Origin of the sequence: Scytonema sp. HK-05, assembly GCF_963872035.1 — a bacterium.
GTDB lineage: Bacteria > Cyanobacteriota > Cyanobacteriia > Cyanobacteriales > Nostocaceae > Kalymmatonema.
The window spans coordinates 21,964-42,185 of sequence record NZ_CAWMYC010000145.1 but is presented as its reverse complement, the minus strand read 5'-3'; the positions used below and the strand labels follow the sequence as shown (position 1 = coordinate 42,185).

Sequence of the window (20,222 nt, the reverse complement as noted above, 5' to 3'; positions counted from 1 at the left end):
AAAGATTCTGTAAAGCCGCCCTTAAAACAGTGAACAGCTACCTACGCAGTACCAGGCGTACGGTGGGGCATTTAAACCCGCCACCAACGCTCTCTGGTTCAATTGGTGTGGTGTTTCCCCCGGAGGATGAAACTGATAACTGATAACTGGTAACTGTTAAAGGGCGGCGCTTGAAACCCAAAATTTTCGGTAACAGCAGACCAGCCAGTCATTTTGAGAGTTTAAGCATTGAAATTGACAATTTAGACAAAGAAAGAAGAAACAAGAGAGAAGATAGAACAATTTCTTCATTCTTCACTCTTGAGTGCCAGTCGGCTAGAGAGGGAAAGCCCAACGGGAGAGCCAGTTGCCGCTTGTTGGCAGACCCTCATTCGCCGTGCGGGCAGGCTACGCCAACAGGACTGGTCTCACCAGTCGCTGTGAGTTCACCGAAAGCCGTCATTCGCGCTGGCGCATCTTCATTCTTTACTCATCGAAAATTTGGATAGAAACCCCGTCCCTCCCTTCGGGAAGTCAAAATTCGCTCATTCAAAAGTCAAAAGTGAATAAAAGAATTATTTTTGACTTTTGACTTGATACTACTTTTGACTTCTCGCGTTCGCGCAACGTGTCCCGAAGGGACGAGCGCGAGGGGGACGGCTTTACATTTTTGACATTTTTGAACCATTACCGCCTTGGGGTTACTTTATTCGGTGTACTCTTGTAATGCACTTTCAACGGGACAATTACCGCCTCGAATTTTTCACCCCAACGGGAGAGCCAGTTCCCTACGGCGGGAAACCCGCCGATGACTGACTGGACTCACCTGTACTTATAACGGTTTTGCTCGGTTCGGCGATAGCCGTGGCGTTAGCCATAGAGCCTCCCTTTCGGGCGTAGCTGCCCGAGACTTGGTTATTGGTCGGTACTATATCAAAGACACTGGCTTAACCCAATAAACCTGTTTAATCCTCGATTTCTAGAGCTGCAGACTGGCGAAACCATCCGCAGGTAGGAACTTAAACACTTACCAATAACGTAGTACTTAAAGTACTGAGTCGGGTCAACTAATCCTATCGGTTTGAGGCGATGATCGCCCCTAGCCTTTAGGCAGGGGTGTTGACAATTCCATAAGTCTCTTGATTCTCATCACTTGCAACTTGGGGAAGTCCCATGCTGTAATTGGTGACGCGTGCGGAGAGATTATAGCTAATTTCGCCTTTGTGCAGGAGTCCTCGCACAAAATGCTCCAACTCAGAGCCAATGCGGCGTAAGTTATAATCCGTCAGATCTGCGCCACTATATGCTTCTACCTGTTCATCAAACTTGTGATAAACCTTTTGCAGAGCATCTTCATCCCAGTTGAATTCGTTGTCTGGGTCAATATCCAAGGTTAAAACTTGACTACTGGGAACTAGCTCTCCATCCCGGTCTATTTCAGCGGCAAAAATCCGTATGTGCCGGGTTGTAGACTTAAGCAGCATCGGGTTGTCCATAGGCGGTTCGATATTTGGGTTAATCGCGCTCTCAATTATTGTAGACCCAATCCCTAACGGGAAGGAATCATGCCTGTTTGACGAGCATAGGCAAAAATGCCACCTGCATCAATCACTGGTCCAACTTCTCCTAAAGGTTTGAGGTTATATATCTGACCAAGAGTGTGGTTCATCAATTGATTGCTTTCAAAATCTATTGACACCTCTTGACCAGTCTCAAAATGATCACATAACCTTTGGACTGACTCCCAAGGGTAAAGTTCTCCTGTGGCAGCGCAATTGCGGAAGAAGATGCGAGCATAGGACTGGGCAACGACTGCTTTAACGCCTGCGGCACCCAAGGCTATGGGGGCATGTTCGCGTGAGGAACCGCAGCCAAAGTTTTCTCCTGCGACAATGATAGGGTAGGCTGTTTTCATTTCCCCAGAAACTATAAATTTGCCGTAGCGGTCGGGTAAACCAGCTAAAGCATAACTTCCAAGCTTTTCGTACTCATCCGCTTTGGAAGGAACCAAGGTGAGATATTCGGCTGGAATGATTTGATCTGTGTCTATATTGTCATCAAGAACAAAAATCTTACCCCTAATTACTTTGGTCATTGAGGTCTCCTGCCTTTTTAAATGAATAAATTGTACATTTAGTAATTTTACGGAATTGTGGTACAGCAATGTCTGGCTATCATTAGATAGAAAATCTTCAGCGGATTTACTTACGTAGTACCACCAGTTTTTTAGTAAAAAGTCAAACTGTTATTGACGTTTAGATAAAGTTGATGTAAAAACCTTTAAAAAGCTCGAACAACTTCTTACAGAAACTTTATTCTATGGAATCTTAAAAATTGAATAATAGTTATGGTTTACTTGAACCAGACCTATTGCACTAAACCAACAGAAGCTAGACGATAAAGCCAAGCATGAAAAGACACGGGAGAGTGAAATGCAATTAAATTGATTGTTGACAAACAGGAATTGTTAATTCAAAAACTGTGAGAGTCAAAAACATATAAAGAATTCTTGCTTGAAAGATAGTTCCTCAACCAAATTACCACCTAGTACAAGGAAGCCAAAAAACTATGAACTTTGAAGCATTACCACGGCAGGTGAACAGTGTCGATGTAGGTGTTTATGAGTGCGAAATACATCTAAAATTCCGGTTGATAGAGGAAAAAAGTCTGTTGAGCGATCGCGACCAACTTTTGCAGGTACTGCTAGACGCTTTAACCGAGGGGTCTGACGACTTTTTAGAGACTTTACAAGCAACTGTTAAGGCGCAAGAAGTTTCTGAGTTAAAAGCATCACCCCAAATGAGACGTCAGCTCATGCGCTTACGCAACTCAGCTGAAGTTAGTCAATAGTTAAAATTGTTGTCACCCTAGCAGTGGCAAAGAGTGTGTCGAGCATAGAGTATCAGATTTAGTGTTCGTTTGCCGATTTGGTGATTTGTTCTAATAATGACTTGGCTTGCTTAACTAACGCCCACAAACCATAGCGCTAGGGCTTGCATTAGCCCTCACCCTTAGCATTACCCAAACAAATGGGTGCCTACTAAATGTTGCATTTATACCTTGCTTCTAAGCCGGGTTTATTGACAGTCAAACAAAAATCTAAAGAAATCTTGTGTTTAACTGGTTAATACAGTAATCTAGCAGTAATCTAGAGATAAGTTTTTATTACCAAAACAGTTTGACAGGGTGAATTTGTTAGGTAAGAAACTTTGTTTACTGTATCAAAAGTCATTCGCGATTGATTGAAAGAATCGAAAAATTGCCGTTTCTGCCTGTAGTACGTTGACTACTGTGAACAAAAATAACTGAAATGTTAGGCAAAATATTATCTATAGGCTTGACCAGAAAATTTTGAGCGGTCATTGCTCTATCGACATTATTCCTGCTCAAATTGAAGGAGCTTGAATAAAACCCAAATTTTTTTGGTAGACTTGGACGTTTACTTGGACGAGGCTCAGTAAGTTCAGCAAAAACAGAGAACGTCAGCGTAGATAGTAAATTTTGCCATTTTTGAATCACTTAAGTATGGTTAGCTAACCCTGAAGTGACTCGCGCTTTAAAGTTCAGCTTCATCTGTCAGGGTAGCAGGGGGAAAAACTAGACATCAAAGTCGTTATAGGTAATCCAAGATTTTAAACAAGAAAATAGAAAGGCACAAGGCACAAGCAAAGCGATGATTCACTTGTGCCTTGTTTGTTTATAACTACTTTGCTAGACCGTGTTCTAAAGCAAAGCGAACTAACTCTGTACGGCTATTGGTACCAGTTTTACTGAACAAACGGCTGACATACTTCTCTACATTTCGGACGCTTGTCTCTAAACGACGAGCGATTTCTTTATTCATCAACCCCTCAGCCACCAAGTTTAAAACACTTTGTTCTCTGGGCGTCAAGTCAATCGCAAACGGCGCTGGAGATTGATTGATTGCATTTTTTTGAGTTAACAAAGCTTTAATTTGGGCAATCTGATTCGCGAGTTCAGTAATATCTGGCGCTTCACCTTCTTGAGTTGGCGCTGGAGTCCTAGCGGCGCGGCGTTCGAGTAAATTTTCCACAACTGCTACCAGCTCATCTGGATCGAAGGGCTTGGGTATATAGGCATCAACACCAGCTTGATAACCTTGGATGCGATCAGTCGTCATGCCCTTCGCAGTGAGAAATATCACTGGTAGCGACCGGAAGCGGGGGTCGTCTCGCAGCTGCTTGAGGAACTGGTAGCCATCCACCTGTGGCATCATGATATCAGAAATTACTAAGTCTGGTGTGTTTTGCTGCACCAACTCCCAGCCCTCTCGGGCGTTACTGGCAACTTGAACGCTAAAACCGCTTTCTTGCAAATAGTCTTTTACGGCTTCACGCAATCCCGGCTCATCATCTACCAGTAACAATTGTGCTGCCATTTACCGTTTCCTTTGCACGACTTTTCTCCAATTTAGCGAACTTGAGTGACACTCAGCACAACCATTCAATTATTTTGGCGTTCTCTGGCAATTTGGCTTCGCGTTGCCCAGCAGTACGCGCCCGAGCATTGTACAATCCTATAGGGGTACTCACTAAATCTACAAGGCTGGCTTTACCTGCTAATGCTTTGACACTGTCCCTTGGCAATTCCTTTAACACCCAACGTCCTAAGCGGTAGAAGCATTCGGTGAGTGTGGTGTCGCGCATCAAATCTACACCGTGGAGTTCATGCAAATAGCGATTTGAGCGTCCGTAGCGCCGCCATTGACTTTCTAGTTCCTTAAGTGTGGCGCGGTGGCGGTGCTTGACAACTGCATTAGGGGCAAATTCCAAACGTCCCATGTTTTGCTGCAAAATTCGCCAACATATATCAGCATCCCCACCGGAGGTGAGGTAAGGACGAAACAAACCTGCTTGTTCCAAAGCTTGCCGTCGGATCGCTAAATTCGCTGTTTGACCGTAGGGATAGAAAGGATGGGCAAGGGTGTGTTTTTGCGACAGGGTGTCTTGACGGTCTGCATGTTGTTCTAGCAGTGTTTTTCCTGGTAGCGCCACAATCTCGCCGGCGACAATCACCACATCATTGTTGACAAAAGGAGGAATTAATGCATTTAACCATTCGGGTTGTGGACGACAATCTGCATCCGTAAAGGCAAGTATCTCACCAGTTGCGGCACGAATACCAGCGTTACGGGCGGCGTAAGAGCTTTGGATTTGGTTTTCGCTCTGGGGACGAATTGTGATTTCGCTATTTTCAGCAGCTTGTTGAAGTAAGGCAAAAGTGCGATCGCCACTATTATTGTCCACCAGCAAATACTCTACCTGGTGTTTTGGGTAAGTTTGAGCCGATAGACAAGAGATTAATTCTGGTAAATCTGCCTCACCGTTATAAATAGGTATAACCACCGATACCTTTGGCAAGAAGGTATTAGCGGTGGCTGTCTCAATTGATTGATTATTCATATGTTTAAGATTTTGGATTAGCGATAGATCAATAAAAATTATCAATTAGGAATTAGAAATTATGAATTTTTCATAATTCAGCATTCATAATTGATAATTCCTAATTTCTGTCCAGCATTCCCAATCCAAAATCTGGAAGCTCAGCTAAAATTTTAAATCTTAAAATTTTAAATTTACCGAGCTATTGCTCATCGGTTGTTGCAACGGTCGATTTTGCTGAGGGGGTTGAGCAAAGTTGTTGCTAGATAGAGCTGCTAGCGCACGTGCGTATTGAGGATCATTCTGAGTTCCCAGCAAATTTTGATTTGCGGCGAGTTGACGCTGTTGTGCCTGTGTCAGTTCTAATTTGATATCTGGCGCAATTCCTTTATGATTGATATCTGTTCCCTTGGGAGTGTAGTAATGGGCAATGGTGATTGCGACGCCGGAACCATCTGGCAGTTCATGAACTGACTGTACTAAAGCTTTGCCAAAGGTTTGACCGCCAACAACGACTGCTCGGTTATTATCTTTGAGTGCGCCTGTGAGGATTTCGCTAGCACTCGCTGAATTGTTATCTACGAGTATTGCTAAGGGGCGTTTTGTGAGGGCAGTGTGATTTGCCTTCATTTCTTCACTTCCTCCCTTACGATCCACTGTCTTGACAATTGCACCGTTATCCATCCACATCCGGGCAATTTCAATGCTCGACTGCAATAAACCGCCTGGGTTGCTACGCAGATCCAAGACATAGCCATCGACTTGCTTGGCATTTAAATCACTGATCGCTCGTCGCATTTGAGTTGCAGCATGGGCACTAAACTCACGCAGCCGGATATAGCCAATACGGCGATCGCCTTCTTGCTTCAAACTGTAACGCACTGTCGGCACTTCAATACTTGCCCGTGTCAGAGCCACATCAAAAGCGCTCTTTCCATCCCTTCCTAGCCGCAAAGTCAACTTAGTACCAGCTCTGCCGCGAATCAGCTTTGACGCATCTTCCACTTTCATTTGGCTAGTGGGTGTGCCGTTAATTGCTAAAATAATATCCCCAGCTTTAATACCTGCTTTTAGTGCAGGGGAATTTTCTATAGCTTCGATAACGGTGAGCTTTTTAGTTTGCTCGTTCAATTCCATCCGAATACCAATTCCAGTGACTTCACCAGATGTTTGGTTGGTTAGAGCCTCAAACTGTTTGGGGTCCATAAACCGAGTGTAAGGATCTCCCAACTTTTCTAAGGCTTGGCGGATAGCAGTGTATGCTTCTTCACGCGAAGTGTAGTCTTTACTGAGCAGAGTCTGCCTCACTGCTAGCCAATCTTGTTTGTTAAATGAGCCATCTACATATTCACGATTCACTAGTTGCCAGACTTGGTCAAGTGTTGCTTTCGGGCTATCTTGCAGAGCTGCACGCACAGAGCGACACCAAACTGGACCAAGAGCGGACAATGTAGCGGTTGAGGCGATTGCTCCGCTAAGAAAGGCTACTTGGAGCGGCGAGTAACGTTTCGCAGATCGATTCATGTATATTAGCTGGAATAATTGTGTTGTTGACAGTGTAGCAATCCGGCTTTCCAGGATTTTATAAGTTTTTCTTCTCAATTAGACTTTTTTCATCACTTTTCCTTGATGTTTCTCCATAATACTGGATACTGCCAGAAGCAGCTTTTTAACTCTAGCTTACTTCTCCCGCAAGCTTACTGCCACTATGTGGCGCTTTCATCAGTGCCATCTAAGCATTCAATATTACTTTCTAAAATAGCACTTAGCTGGCTCAACTTGTGTTGCCAACTTTAGGAAAAAAGCTTGTATTGAGTACCTTATGAAACGTAAAGTGACAAACAGTCAACCTAGCCCAGCGTCAAAGCAATTGCGGAGAAAGTGGCAATTTTTACAAAGGTTAACTTTTGGGCTGTGTTTTGTGGTAGTTATCTGCCTGATTGTTAACACTATAACCATTATTTCTGCATCTTCCAAGCCCATAGATGCCTTTTTTGTGCTAGGTGGCAGCATTAGTCGGGAAATTCATGTTGCCAAGTTGGCAAAACAATACCCGCAAACCCCTATCTTAATTTCTCGAGGTTCTCCCGACCCCTGTATTTGGCTCATTTTTCAACGCGAAGCGCTTCAGAGAATGCAAAATGTTTGGTTGGAAAAGTGCGCGGATTCTACGTTTGGTAATTTTTACTATTCGATTCCCATCCTCCGCCGTTGGCGGGTACATAAGGTGAAGCTGATTACTTCAGAGACACATTTACCACGAGCGAAATGGATGGCACAAATTCTTTTTGGTGTTCAAGGTATTTGGGTGGAAACAGACATTGTTCAAGAGCAAGGTGTTCCAGGTAATCACGAGTCTTGGCTGAAAACAGGATTAGATGTCACGCGTAGTTTGTTATGGGCACCTTTAAGTCCGATTATTCAACCGAAATGCGCCTATGTTATGAGATTGACAGAGGTGAATATGGACTTTTGGCTGAATCGGCGTTTCAAATGTGAACGTCAAGGTCGGATTTGGGAGTGAAGGGGACTGGGGATTAGGGATTAGGGATTGGGTAACGAAATCGAAAAATTATGTCCGGTATAAGTTCGCAACTTTTTTAAACGCAGAGGAACGCGGTGAACCAGCGCTACTCTTGGAGGGCTACACCATCCGTGAGGAACGGGCATTCGTGACGCAGAGTCTTGCCAAATTGAATCCGCTACGAATTAATGAAATGCTGTACTAAGGCTTTACTTATGGACTCGTCTCATATTAACCGTCTAAGTGCGATTGGTAATGCCTGTGCCCCTTGGGCGATCGCCCCAAAGGGTACGGCGCTTTGCACCATCGCCGCAACCTTGTTACTTTCGCTCTCCTCATCATATGGACTCACAGCAAAAGCCGTTACAATCTTCCGGGTACAAGCACCTGGAACTGGTAGCTCTTTGCATAATCTACCAAAGGCGTACTTACTCGCACAACAGCCTGAAAACTTAAAGCAAGAAGCAGATCAACTGTATAAAAGCGGTCAGTTGCAAAAAGCCCTGGAAGTTTACCAAAAAGTTCTGGCGATTTATCGACAAACTGGCAAAAAAGATGATATTGCCAAAACTCTCTACAATATTGGCAAAATTTACTACCAAAAGACTCAGTACTTGCAAGCAAAAGATTTTTTCAACCAAGCATTAGTCATTTTTCGAGAAATAGATGACAAGGAAAATCTTGGCGACACGCTTAATAGGTTGGGAGCAATTTTTAATAATTTAGGTGAGTATCCAAAAGCACTGGATTTTTATCAGCAAGCTTTAGCGATTAGGCAAGAAGTAGATAATCGCAAAGGCACTGCTGATACCCTTAATAATATTGGGGGCATTTATCAGTCAATGGGTGACTATTCTCAAGCACTGGAATACTATCAGCAAAGCTTTGCGCTTCGACAACAAATTGATGGCAAACCAGGTATTCCCCATACCCTTAATAGCATTGGGGGAGTTTATTACGAAACAGGACAGTATTCCCAAGCACTCAAGTTTTTCCGGCAAGCTTTAGCCAATGTCCAAAATACCAAAGAACCTACATCAGCAAATATCCTCAATAATATCGGACTAGTTTACAGCCAACTTGGTGAATATTCTCAAGCACTAAAATTCTATCAACAAGCTTTAGTCATTTGGAAAAGAATGGGTAATCGCTTAGGCGAAGGCACGATTTTTAATAATATTGGCTTCGCCTATAATGAGATGAAGAAATATTCTGAAGCTATTGATTATTATCAGCAAGCTCTAGCAGTTTTTCAAAAGATTGGGAATCAGCAAAATGTTGGCAGCACTCTTAACAATATAGGTTTTGCGTATCAAGAATTGGGACAATATTCGCAAGCGTTGACTGTTCTCCAGCAAGCGTTGACTGTTCTTCAACAAGTAGGCGATCGCGCTGTTGCTGGGCGTACCTTTGATAGTATGGGAAGCGCTTACAAAGGTATGGGCAATTATTCTCAAGCATTGGCGTCATACCAGCAAGCATTAGCAGTAAGTCGAGAAGTTGGTGACAAACCTACTGAAAGAATTACCCTAGGAAATATCGGCGATTTACTGGCGCGACAAAACAAGCCACAATTAGCAATTATTTTCTATAAGCAATCTGTCAACATAACGGAAAGCATACGCGCTGAATTGCGATCGCTTCCACGAGAACAACAGCAATCTTACACAGCAACCATTGCTGATACCTATCGCCGCTTAGCTGAGTTACTGCTGCAACAAAACAGAGTTCTGGAAGCACAGCAAGTTTTAGATTTACTCAAAATTCAAGAACTAGACGATTACCTGGGTGATGTCCGAGGTAATCAAAGAACCGTTAAAGGAGTTGAGTCACTATCTCCAGAACAGTCAATTAATCAAGGGTTGAAAGCCGTAGCTGATAGACAAATTAAAATCAGCAGACAACTCGGCGAACTGCAAAAAATTCCATCAACCAACAGAAAACCTGACCAAATCGCAAAGATTGTCGAATTAGAGGCAAATCTAATCACAGAATTTAACCAATTTATCGACAGCCCAGAAGTGAATGCTTGGTTAGAACAGCTTAGCCCAAAAGCGGTACAACAGATTATACCACTGGAGAATCTGAACAGCTTGCGAGACAACTTGAAGCGTCTCAACCAAAGCGCTGTTTTGCTGTATCCATTAATTTTAGACAATAGTTTGGAACTGGTATTAACAAGCCCAAATACACCGCCAATTCATTATAGCGTTCCTATTAAAAAAGAAGAACTCAATCGGGCAATTGTAGATTTTCGTCGTGCATTAGAAAATCCCGAATCTGATGCTACAGTTCCTGCACAAAAGTTGTATGAATATTTAATTAATCCGATAGAAAAAGACTTGGCAAACGCAGATGCTAAAACAATCATTTATGCGCCAGATGGACCATTACGTTACATTCCCCTAGCCGCTTTATACGACGGTAAAAAATGGTTAGCGCAGCGTTTTCGTACTAACAATATTACTGCTTTGAGCTTAACCGAACTCGATACTCAACCTTTACCTCAGATAAAAGTCTTAGCTGGGGCGACGACACAGCGTCACGTAGTAAAACTTGAGTCTACCTCATTACCATTTAAAGCGTTGGAATATGCAGGGGCGGAAGTTAACAACCTTGCTACGATGATGCCAGGAACCAAGACACTTTTAGATAATGATTTCAACCGCGAAGCGATGATTTCTTATTTAAATGTCTACTCAATTATCCATATGGCGACTCATGCCAAATTTGTCAACGGTAAGCCGGAATACTCTTTTATTTTAATGGGCGATGGTAATTTAATTACCCTACCAGATATTCAAAAGTTATCTTTGCCAAATGTAGATTTGGTTGTGTTGAGTGCTTGCGAAACAGCAGTTGGTGATCAGATAGGGAAGGGAGAAGAAATTTTAGGTTTTGGCTATCAAATACAGCGTACAGGAGCAAGAGCTGCGATCGCTTCTTTATGGTCTGTGAGTGATGGTGGTACGCAAGCTTTAATGAATGCTTTTTACGCTTTCTTAAGTCAAGGCAAAATTACCAAAGCTGAAGCTTTACGTCAGGCGCAAGCCGCAATGATTACAAGCGACTATTCAGGGGTAACTCAAGACCAGGATAGAGGAATTCTCAAATCTACGCGTGAGAAGCTACCAGCGAAAGTGGCAAATCGTCTGAGTCATCCTTATTATTGGGCACCCTTCATTTTAATTGGTAATGGTTTGTAAGTGTTCACGGCTAAGCGAGTTTAAAATGAAATAAACTTTTGATGCCGTTTGAGATAAAGGACAAAAGTGAAATTATGAACACCCACAAGATAGAAACTGTTTTAACTGAAGATGGAACTCTAACGCTGCCAGGTTTACCTTTTCATGCGGGGGGTACCGTCGAGGTTATTATCCTACAAGCGAAAACTCCACAACCTCAAGATGCAGTGAATTCTCAATCAGAGAAAAATCGTTATCCATTACGTGGTACAGTCATTCGTTACGATGATCCAACAGAACCCGTCGCCTTGGAGGATTGGGAATTTTTGCAATGATTGTACTTGACACTCATATTTGGGTTTGGTGGGTTGACGACAACGCACGACTTACTAAAAAACATCGAGAGTGGATAGAAGAATACCAATCTCAAGGTTTGGGAGTCAGTATTGTTTCTTGTTGGGAAGTTGCTAAATTAGTAGAAAAAAATCGGCTTGTTTTCTCTTGTTCAACTCGGGAATGGCTGGAAGAAGCTTTGGCTTACCCAGGTGTACAGCTACTTGATTTCACGCTGCCAATAGTAGTCGATTCAACTCAATTAAGCCGTTTCACAGTGACCCGTTTGACCAAATTATTGTCGCTACAGCCAGAATTTATGGCTGTCCTTTGTTAACTGTAGACGCGAAAATCCTAAACTATCCTAATATACAAACACTTAAGTAGTTAATTCTATAAATTATGATAAAGCCGTAACGGCTAGTTTGGCTTTTAAGCAAAGGCTTTTTGACCAAGCGAATTGCCATTTTACATCCTTAATATATTAACTGAGTTTCGCTAGGATAGTGTAGCCTTAGCAATAGTTACCTTTTCTCTCTATTTCAACCTAAGCGATACCTGCTGCTTAGTTCTACGTACTCCTCACACCCATGACAACAACCACAGACTTCCTCAGTCACCTCAACCCCAGTCAACGCCGTGCTGTTGAACATCACTGCGGTCCCTTACTAGTTGTTGCTGGTGCGGGTTCCGGCAAAACACGAGCGCTGATTTATCGCATTGCTAACCTTATTTTGCAACACCGCGTCGATCCAGAAAATATCTTGGCGGTGACGTTCACCAATAAAGCCGCACGCGAGATGAAAGAGCGTATTCAAAAGTTATTTGCCGATCGCCTGGCAATGACAGAATACAATGAGCGGTTTGATTTGTTACCAGAATACGACCAAACCAAGCTGAAGTCGAAAGTCTGGAAAAGCTTTATCAAAGATATGTGGTGCGGTACATTCCACAGTCTGTTCTCTCGCGTTCTCCGCTTTGATATCGATAAATACCAAGACGAAAAAGGACGCCAGTGGACGCGGAATTTTTCTATCTTTGACGAGTCCGACGCCCAAAGCCTTGTTAAAGAAATTGTTACTAAACAGCTCAACTTAGACGACAAGAAGTTTGAACCCCGTTCTGTGCGCTACGCCATTAGTAACGCCAAAAACCAAGGGTTATCACCTAAAGAATTTGAGAGAGAACAGCCGAATTATCGCGGCAGGGTGATTGCAGAAGTTTACAATCATTATCAAAGCCGGCTTGCAGAAAACAACGCCTTGGACTTTGATGACCTTATCCTCGTTCCTGTAAGATTGTTTCAGCAAAACGAACAAGTCTTGGGTTATTGGCACAACAAGTTTCGCCATATTCTGGTAGATGAATATCAGGATACTAACCGCACTCAATACGAACTCATCCGCTTGTTGGCGACGAATGGCGAAACCAAAAAGAGTGAATGGGATTGGACAGACCGTTCTGTTTTGGTGGTTGGTGATGCTGATCAATCCATTTATTCATTTAGAATGGCTGACTTCACCATCTTGTTGGACTTTCAGCAAGATTTTGGCGACGGCTTACCAGACGAAGACACCCGCACAATGGTGAAGTTGGAAGAGAATTATCGCTCTTGCGAAAATATTCTGCAAGCAGCGAACCATCTGATTGAAAACAACACCCAACGCATTGATAAAATCCTCAAAGCAACAAGAGGCGCAGGTGAAGAAATTTTTTCTCACAAAGCAGATGATGAAATTGCGGAAGCAGATTTCGTCATCAATCAAATTCGCTCTTTAGAGAACCAGCATCCTGAATTGAACTGGGGAAGTTTTGCCATACTTTATCGTACCAACGCCCAATCTCGACCTTTTGAAGAGTTATTGGTGCGATTGGGAATTCCCTACACAGTTGTGGGAGGGATAAAGTTTTACGATCGTAAAGAAATTAAAGATGTCTTGGCTTACTTGCGGGCGATCGCCAACCCAGCCGATACACTCAGTTTATCGCGAGTCATAAATACTCCCCGGCGCGGTATTGGTAAAGCTACCATTGAGGCACTGAATAACGCCGCGAGAGAATTAGGCACAACTCTGTGGGAAATCATAAGTGATGAAACATCAGTAAATACATTAGCAGGACGTTCTGCGAAAGCTGTCAATAACTTTGCCCAGATGATTCGTAACTTGCAAGAACAAATGGAGACAGTTCCAGTTTCTGAACTTGTGCAAGGAGTGCTGGAAGACTCTGGATACCTTAAAGACTTGCAAACACAGGGAACGGAAGAAGCAGAAGACAGGGTGCAAAACGTCCAAGAATTATTCAACGCCGTGCTGCAATTTGAAGAAGAAAGCGACGATGTCACCCTGCAAGCTTTCCTTAGCAGTACCGCCCTCAGTTCCGATTTGGATAACTTAAAAGAAGGAGAAACAGCAGTTTCACTGTTAACCTTACACGCTTCCAAGGGGCTGGAGTTTCCCGTGGTGTTTTTGGTGGGGATGGAACAGGGATTGTTTCCCAACTACCGTTCGATGAACGATCCAGCATCTCTGGAAGAAGAACGCCGCCTGTGTTACGTAGGGATTACTCGCGCCCAAGAACGATTGTACATAAGCCATGCCCGTGAACGCCGCCTTTATGGTTCTCGGGAACCAGCCATGCGATCGCAGTTTCTCGACGAACTACCCGAAGAATTATTAATGACTCGCCATAGAAGCGTTGCTTATACCAAAGGTACTGGTGGGAATTCATCGCAGCGTCCAACCCGTGGACAGCAAGGAACCGCACAGAGTTGGCAAGTCGGCGAAAAAGTTCTGCATAAAATCTTTGGTGTTGGAGAAATTACTCATATTTTTGGTTCGGGAAATAAAATTTCACTAGCGATTAAATTTGACAGTATGGGTCAAAAAATTATTGACCCCAGGGTTGCACAGTTGCAACGAGTGGATTGTTGACGTACTCCCCTAGATTTTAATCTAGGGGATTCTTAAAAGCCGCTCACTCCGCTCATACAAAGCATCGACGAAGAATGCGCGGCAGATGATTGTTCAATTCTCTCCGATTCCAATAGCTCTGCCATTTGCACCGCTAGTTTTAACGGATCAAAAGGTTTGGTAATGACTCCCGCAATGCTTAACTGTGCATATTGTTTTAAATCTTGCATCTGCACCTTAGCAGTCAGCAAAATAACTGGAATTGTGCGGGTACGCGGATTACTTTGCAGCGCAGTCAGCACCGTTAGTCCGTTCATATTCGGCATAATTACATCCAGTAAAATCGCATCCGGGAGTTGAGTAGAAGCCAAGAACAGCCCATTGCTGGCTTCAGTAGATGTCAGCACTTGCCAGCCTCCCAAGTATTCCAAGCAAGTTTTAATAATGGTACACAAATTTTTCTCGTCATCAATTACTAAAATGCGCTTTGTTGACATACCTTACTTACGGGTTAATCTTTTAACAACTTAGCTACTTTTGTTTCTCTTCACCATCTGCTAAAGGAATTAATGAATACTAAGTTTTCATGTATTGATTGCTACGAGCTTTCTTCTTAATTTGTCTGGTTACTAATAGAATTTCTTATTAAAAAAAGAAAATTATTTACTTATTCAAAATTTTATCAAGTAATTTATGAGACAAAGAAATTCCATTTGATTCTTAGAAAATTATTAGCTTGGAAAATCAAAAGAAGCCTCTACCAAATGACCTATGTACGTAATGCCTCTACATTGGCTCTTGAGAATGAGGAAACTACAGTAGTGGCTTTATAAAGTGATACCTATACGCTAGGTTGATGTAGTAACGGAGTTGACACTATGGCTAGTCAAGCAGAAAGTAAAGGTAAGCACAGCGCTGCTCATGACGAAACTTCAGGTAAGAAAGCGGCTGATAAGAATGAAGCAAATGCTAAGCACAGTGCTGATAAGAATGAAGCAGATGCTAAGCACAGTGCTGATAACCACGAGGAGCTAGATTCACTTCTTTCTACGCTTGAAGGAGATATCACTGCGCTGGATGCAGACGCTGCTTTGGGCTTAATTGACCAGTGGTATGGTTCTTTGCATAAAGCTAAAGAACCAGAACTTAAAGAGATTGCAAATACTATCAAGGAGCTAAAGCAACTTGTTAAGGGTGGCAAAGCCACAGGTCATGAGATTGGTGAAGTTCTGATTGAAATTGGCGAACAAACAACTAACTTTGGTTCTGATGCTTCCAAAGAGCTAAAAACTCCACTGCATAAATTAGGTAAGCAACTTACTAAAGCAGGCACTTCACTAGGTAAAGCAGAAGACAAGGAGCATATTGAACAAATTGACTCCCTAGTAGAGAACCTTGAAGGAGACTTGACGAAAATTGATACAGAGGTAGCTCTCAAAGGTATCGACACGTGGTACTCATTGCTACACAAGTCTGAAGACGAAAATCTCAAAGCGATCGCCAACGGACTCAAGCAACTCAAGCAACTTCTCAAGCGCAGCAACCCCAAAGGTGCTGACATCGGTGAAGTACTCACCCAACTTGGCGAACAAACTCAAGAGGCGGCTAACTCTGCTGGAAGAGGACTCAAAGGGCGAATTCAAAAACTGGGCAAAGTCCTTAGTAAAGTTGGCAAGTCTTTGGAGTAAACTCTTTGGGTGCATTCATAAAAGCAGAACCCCTCTTTTTAAGCAAAGAGGGGTTAGAAGTTATTGTATCAAGTGCTGAAGCTGTTTAATTAGATTCTGTGCTTGTTGATAGCCTTTTGTGTTTCCTTGTGATAGAAAGAGCTTAGCTGCTAGCTGTAAGTCCAGGATTGTTCCAGTTTCGTCTCCAATACCATAGCGAGCACCAGCTCTATGAAAGTAAGCCTCAGCTAAGCGGGGATTGAGTTGTAATGCCCGATCAAAGTCCGATACCGCGCCCAAAGCGTCTCCCAATTTATGTAGAAAAAGACCCCGACTATAGTAGGCGTTAGCATTGTTGGGATCGAGAATTATTGCCTGGTTGAAGTCCGAAATTGCTCCCCTATAATCTCCGTGCTGAAATCTGTCACGTCCTCGGTTGAGCAAGTTAACCGAGCCTTTAAAATTACTACTTGTGGTATGAATACGAGTACTTTGTGCATGAACAGATCGTATTAGTCCACTACTAACTGCAGACAGACTAAGAATTATAATCGCTGCAGGAGTAACAACTCTTGTCAAAGTTGTAGTACACAATTGCATTTCCTTTTGCGTTTGCTTTTAACGCTCTGCTTCGGTCTAACTGCTTAAAGCTGCTATCACCCACGATAACGCAGTACTAGCCTCAACTGCTGTTGAGCGACAAATTATTTCATGAAAAATTTTGTTTGGTGGCGTTTCAGTTGCAATTGTGAGGATAAGTCTGACTCGCTACGATGGCATTAGGAATTTATAGTATCTAACTATGGCAAACCAAGATGCTCCACTCTCTGGAGAAGAACTGGTTAAGGAAGTTTGTCGGCGGATTCGAGTCGCCCGTAGTTATTGGGATGCTCACAACAACGCTGCTTGTCGGGGTGAGCGTGAGCGCGCCTTAGCCCTTTACAACACACTAACTAAGGAACAAAAACAGCAGATTCCGCAAGTATTACGGGTGTGGTTGCGCTATCGTAGTGAGAAATACTTTGGCGCACACCGAACTCCGCCCAAGTCGGCACGACGAAAATCAAAATAGCTCCTACCAGGGCAATACCTCGCCCTTTATATGCTAAAAGGTGCCTGTGTTGTTGCTCCTCAGTTCATTGATGTTGTACTAAAACGATATGACTTGCGGCAATATTCAAAAATGGACATCACTGCAAAGTCACCTCAGTCTGTACAACTCCCGCACGCTCATGACGGGCTGACAGTTTAACTGTACCACCCTGAGGCGAGCGCACAACCCATTCTACCTTCGCCCGATCCTGGGTAGAATCTGTATGCCGCCTAATCGGAGCTGAGGGTTTATAGGCACGTCCCTCTAATTGACCCAAGTCTTCACGCAGCTTACCTGTCTCTAAAGTTGCACCAACAGGCAACTCAATTTCACAGATACAGCCCCGCACCAGCTTTTTCTCTAGGGCTTTTTCGGTGACGTAGGTAGGTAGCCAGCCTGTATTATGTACAACCAGCCGCACTCGATAAGTATCATTGCCCAAGCTGTGGACACTCGCTTCGTAAATCTCCAAGTAGGGAGAGATTAACAGATGCCACACTAACCAATTGGGAAAACGGGCAATTTCCTTTTCTAAAAATTCTGGTGGTGGATTTGACCAAGCATACATAGTATCCCAACCCCCCAATTCGACTTGACCAAGTTGGGGATGATTGAACGGATACCAGTCAATGTAGCCTTTTCCTCCCAATTGTTCGTCACTCCAGCGCAGTAGCTTCAGGTCATCTTCAAAGGGGTGTTCGCGTTGCCATTCAATATATTTATACTCAGTAATCCCTGCTTGGCGCTGAGGACTCCAAACCTCTACTGTCCAGCCAAATACACCATGGTGTTCATAAACCCAGTCGTGAAAAGTACCGCCAATCACCTGTTTTGGATGATAACGGAACTCATGAAATCCAGAGATAGCAGGGTATTCAGTTAACTCAGTCCCCTTTTTGCCGATGCGCTGGTAGGTACGTAAGTCTTTAACAGGTAATTCCTCATCGCTCGCATAGCTATAGGCGCGTAACAAAACACCACTGAACGTGTGGAACGTAGTCGCACCTGTGATGTTAGGATGAGTGCTGATAAATTGTACAAGCGATCGCACCTCCGGCTCCGATGTGGGATAAGAACCAGAACCTGCCTGCTCATGCTCTTGTCGCCACATATTGGGAAAATTACGGTTCAAGTCTAACCCCTGCTTGGTAGGCTGGAGGTGAATCTGCACACCGTCGTAATTCTCTATACGTCCTTCTGGCAAGACTCGGTAATACTGCCCACCTGTTTCTGTTGGCTCACGGGGTACTAATAGGCGTGGTTCGGTGGGGCAGATTTTCCAAGCTCCGTTAGGATCAGGAATTCGCATCATCAAGACGCGGTGATCGCCATCTATATCTTCAATGACTAAACCGTCCTCATCTTGCTCATTATAGGGATAAGGACGGGTGCTGGAGCGAATAAATTTCGGCGAACTCGCCAATGCCAACTCAGCACCATCAGGATTGACGCGAGGGCAAATGTAGAAGGTGCGGGTGTCTAGACAACGAGTGATATCTGGGTGAGTTCCGTAGCTTGTCGCTAATGTTTGTATGAGGTACAGACATACACTCGATGGTGCCACTTCTACAGCGTGAATATTGCCATCAACCCAGAAAGCGGGCTTTTGGCTATGCGAACCTGTGGCAAAATTGGTGACTGTAATCAGCCAGATGTCACGCTCTTCGTAGCTCTTGCCGATGCTTTCTATACCCACAAGCTGGGGAAATTCCTGTGCATAAGCATGGAGGATACGTGTTAAATCTTCATAACCGTAGTATTTATCGAACCGAACGTCTGGCATGGTAAAAACAAGGTTGTAACCAGCTAGGGATTACGCATTCAACTGCTTTTCATATTATGCAGCGGACGCTTGCGCTTGAAAAAGAACCCTGCTGCACCTAGCATGATCAATCCGCCGCTGAAACTTGATTCTGGTACTCGCTTAAGTTCTTCTGCTAACAAAGTTTTGAGCATCGAGGAGAGGATATCATCACTTTGAGGCTGGCTATTTTGCAAATTCACATAAGTCACACCTAGTTCGGGGAAGTACCACCATTGGGAACCATGCCCAATAGCATCGCCCCTGTGTCCCCACGCTCTACCAATACCTTCAAATTCACGGCTAGTCAAGCCTAGCCCGTATTTGAAGCTATCTCCAACCCCTATATCAACCAAGTTGAGCATTTGATTCAGGCTATCGGGTGAAAGCAACTCGCCGCCGAACAGGGCTTGAGCAAATTTTGTTAAGTCTTGCGTGTTGGAAACAATTGCACCAGCTGTCCACCCAAATGACAGATTAACACCAGTGACATCATCAAGAGTGCCATTGTTGTCATAATCCAAGTAGCCGTTGACATATCCACCAGGAATTTGCTCTTGTGGTGCAAAAAAGGTATTATTCATCCCCAAGCGATCGAGAATTCGACTGCGGAGGACTTCAGCAAAGGTAGAGCCTGTTGCTTTTTCTACAATCATCCCGGCTAAAATTATGCCTGTGGAGGGATATTCCCACGGTTGACGCTCCTTGCCGTATGCATAGGCAACAAGCTCCTCTGGACTCCACTGTTTGGTTGGATTTTTGAGAATCTCCGCCTGAATTAAAGCTTCGTCCCGGTTAAGAAAATCGTAGATGCCGCTGGTACCATTCAAGAGTTGGCGAATCGTGATATTTTTTCCATCGGTAATGTTATTAACAATCGAAGCTGGAAGCCATTTGTCTAAAGTATCTTCCAAAGAAAGCTTTCCTTCTTCTGCCAGCAATAACACCGTTGCTGCTGTAAATGGTTTAGTCGTGCTGCCAATGGGGAATTTATCCTCTGGACGCACTAGAGTTCCCGTTGCCAAATTAGACACACCGCTAGCACCAAACCATGTCCCTTCAGGGCTGGTTATACCTACAGCTACACCAGGGATGCCTTTATCCTTGATAGTCTTATCCAGCGTTGATTGTAGTTTCTGGGCTAAATCCTTTGGGATAGCGTTTGTAGATGTGGTACTTACTGTCGCAAGTGTCGTGTCAGTATTTCCAGAAAAGGAAGCTGCATGAGTGCTTTCTGCCGTACCAAAAATGACTGTTGCCGCAACAGCAAGTGATACAGTCTTCTTATAAAACGAATACATATTCATCAGGTTTTGTCAAGAATTG

General features: G+C 43.7%; 17 protein-coding genes and 1 pseudogene. 9 read left to right on the top strand and 9 right to left on the bottom strand.

Annotated elements, in window-relative coordinates:
* Window positions 1-170: 170 nt before the first annotated feature.
* The gene (locus AACT52_RS33115) at window positions 171-488 is read left to right on the top strand and encodes a hypothetical protein (protein ID WP_143172938.1); all 318 of its coding nucleotides are present in this window, start codon (window positions 171-173) and stop codon (window positions 486-488) included.
* Window positions 489-1,085: 597 nt separating this feature from the next.
* On the opposite strand, the gene AACT52_RS33110 is transcribed toward AACT52_RS33115, so the two are convergent.
* Both AACT52_RS33110 and AACT52_RS33105 read right to left on the bottom strand, forming a co-directional pair.
* Window positions 1,086-1,475, bottom strand: coding sequence for an NAD(P)H-quinone oxidoreductase subunit M (locus AACT52_RS33110; RefSeq protein WP_073634849.1), 390 nt, complete (start codon window positions 1,473-1,475; stop codon window positions 1,086-1,088).
* 53 nt (window positions 1,476-1,528) lie between these two features.
* Window positions 1,529-2,074 carry a LeuD/DmdB family oxidoreductase small subunit gene (locus AACT52_RS33105; RefSeq protein ID WP_073634848.1) on the bottom strand — a complete coding sequence of 182 codons (546 nt, stop codon included), beginning with the start codon at window positions 2,072-2,074 and terminating at the stop codon, window positions 1,529-1,531.
* 473 nt (window positions 2,075-2,547) lie between these two features.
* On the opposite strand from AACT52_RS33105, the gene AACT52_RS33100 reads away from it, so the two are divergent.
* Window positions 2,548-2,829 carry an Npun_R1517 family heterocyst differentiation transcriptional regulator gene (locus AACT52_RS33100; protein ID WP_041040596.1) on the top strand — a complete coding sequence of 94 codons (282 nt, stop codon included), beginning with the start codon at window positions 2,548-2,550 and terminating at the stop codon, window positions 2,827-2,829.
* An 853-nt stretch (window positions 2,830-3,682) separates the two neighbouring features.
* Here the strand turns inward: AACT52_RS33100 and AACT52_RS33095 are convergent.
* The 3 genes from AACT52_RS33095 to ctpB form a co-directional block, all read right to left on the bottom strand.
* The gene (locus AACT52_RS33095) at window positions 3,683-4,378 is read right to left on the bottom strand and encodes a response regulator transcription factor (protein WP_073634846.1); all 696 of its coding nucleotides are present in this window, start codon (window positions 4,376-4,378) and stop codon (window positions 3,683-3,685) included.
* 52 nt (window positions 4,379-4,430) lie between these two features.
* On the bottom strand, window positions 4,431-5,402 hold the full coding sequence (locus tag AACT52_RS33090; RefSeq protein WP_073634845.1) for a glycosyltransferase: 972 nt from the start codon (window positions 5,400-5,402) through the stop codon (window positions 4,431-4,433).
* Window positions 5,403-5,561: 159 nt separating this feature from the next.
* A complete protein-coding gene (ctpB, locus tag AACT52_RS33085; RefSeq protein WP_073634844.1) occupies window positions 5,562-6,905 on the bottom strand; it encodes a carboxyl-terminal processing protease CtpB in 1,344 nt (447 codons plus the stop codon).
* Window positions 6,906-7,203: 298 nt separating this feature from the next.
* Between ctpB and AACT52_RS33080 the strand changes: the two genes are divergently transcribed.
* The 5 genes and pseudogenes from AACT52_RS33080 (at window position 7,204) to pcrA (ending at window position 14,356) form a co-directional block, all read left to right on the top strand.
* Window positions 7,204-7,905 (top strand): YdcF family protein, encoded by a 702-nt coding sequence (locus AACT52_RS33080; protein WP_073634843.1) that lies wholly within the window; start codon window positions 7,204-7,206, stop codon window positions 7,903-7,905.
* A 215-nt stretch (window positions 7,906-8,120) separates the two neighbouring features.
* A complete protein-coding gene (locus AACT52_RS33075; protein WP_158054880.1) occupies window positions 8,121-11,111 on the top strand; it encodes a tetratricopeptide repeat protein in 2,991 nt (996 codons plus the stop codon).
* A gap of 74 nt (window positions 11,112-11,185) precedes the next feature.
* Entirely contained in the window at window positions 11,186-11,425 is a 240-nt protein-coding gene (locus tag AACT52_RS33070; RefSeq protein WP_073634856.1) for a hypothetical protein, read from the top strand.
* Window positions 11,422-11,810: pseudogene (locus AACT52_RS33065) on the top strand (type II toxin-antitoxin system VapC family toxin). Before AACT52_RS33070 ends, AACT52_RS33065 begins: the two are co-directional and overlap by 4 nt.
* Window positions 11,811-12,013: 203 nt before the next feature.
* Window positions 12,014-14,356, top strand: coding sequence for a DNA helicase PcrA (pcrA, locus tag AACT52_RS33060; RefSeq protein ID WP_073634841.1), 2,343 nt, complete (start codon window positions 12,014-12,016; stop codon window positions 14,354-14,356).
* A gap of 32 nt (window positions 14,357-14,388) precedes the next feature.
* Here pcrA and AACT52_RS33055 read toward each other — a convergent pair whose 3' ends face one another.
* Window positions 14,389-14,832: a response regulator gene (locus AACT52_RS33055; protein WP_073634840.1), complete on the bottom strand. Its 444-nt coding sequence runs from the start codon at window positions 14,830-14,832 to the stop codon at window positions 14,389-14,391.
* A gap of 381 nt (window positions 14,833-15,213) precedes the next feature.
* On the opposite strand from AACT52_RS33055, the gene AACT52_RS33050 reads away from it, so the two are divergent.
* Window positions 15,214-16,023: a hypothetical protein gene (locus AACT52_RS33050; RefSeq protein WP_073634839.1), complete on the top strand. Its 810-nt coding sequence runs from the start codon at window positions 15,214-15,216 to the stop codon at window positions 16,021-16,023.
* A gap of 60 nt (window positions 16,024-16,083) precedes the next feature.
* Here AACT52_RS33050 and AACT52_RS33045 read toward each other — a convergent pair whose 3' ends face one another.
* A complete protein-coding gene (locus tag AACT52_RS33045) occupies window positions 16,084-16,602 on the bottom strand; it encodes a tetratricopeptide repeat protein (RefSeq protein ID WP_073634838.1) in 519 nt (172 codons plus the stop codon).
* Between the two features lie 202 nt (window positions 16,603-16,804).
* On the opposite strand from AACT52_RS33045, the gene AACT52_RS33040 reads away from it, so the two are divergent.
* The gene (locus AACT52_RS33040) at window positions 16,805-17,074 is read left to right on the top strand and encodes a Precorrin-3B methylase (protein WP_073634837.1); all 270 of its coding nucleotides are present in this window, start codon (window positions 16,805-16,807) and stop codon (window positions 17,072-17,074) included.
* Between the two features lie 118 nt (window positions 17,075-17,192).
* Here the strand turns inward: AACT52_RS33040 and AACT52_RS33035 are convergent, their stop codons facing one another.
* Both AACT52_RS33035 and AACT52_RS33030 read right to left on the bottom strand, forming a co-directional pair.
* Complete coding sequence (locus AACT52_RS33035; protein WP_073634836.1) at window positions 17,193-18,878, bottom strand: M14 family metallopeptidase; 1,686 nt, start codon at window positions 18,876-18,878, stop codon at window positions 17,193-17,195.
* A gap of 38 nt (window positions 18,879-18,916) precedes the next feature.
* Window positions 18,917-20,203 (bottom strand): serine hydrolase domain-containing protein, encoded by a 1,287-nt coding sequence (locus AACT52_RS33030; protein WP_083630693.1) that lies wholly within the window; start codon window positions 20,201-20,203, stop codon window positions 18,917-18,919.
* Between the last annotated feature and the right edge of the window lie 19 nt (window positions 20,204-20,222).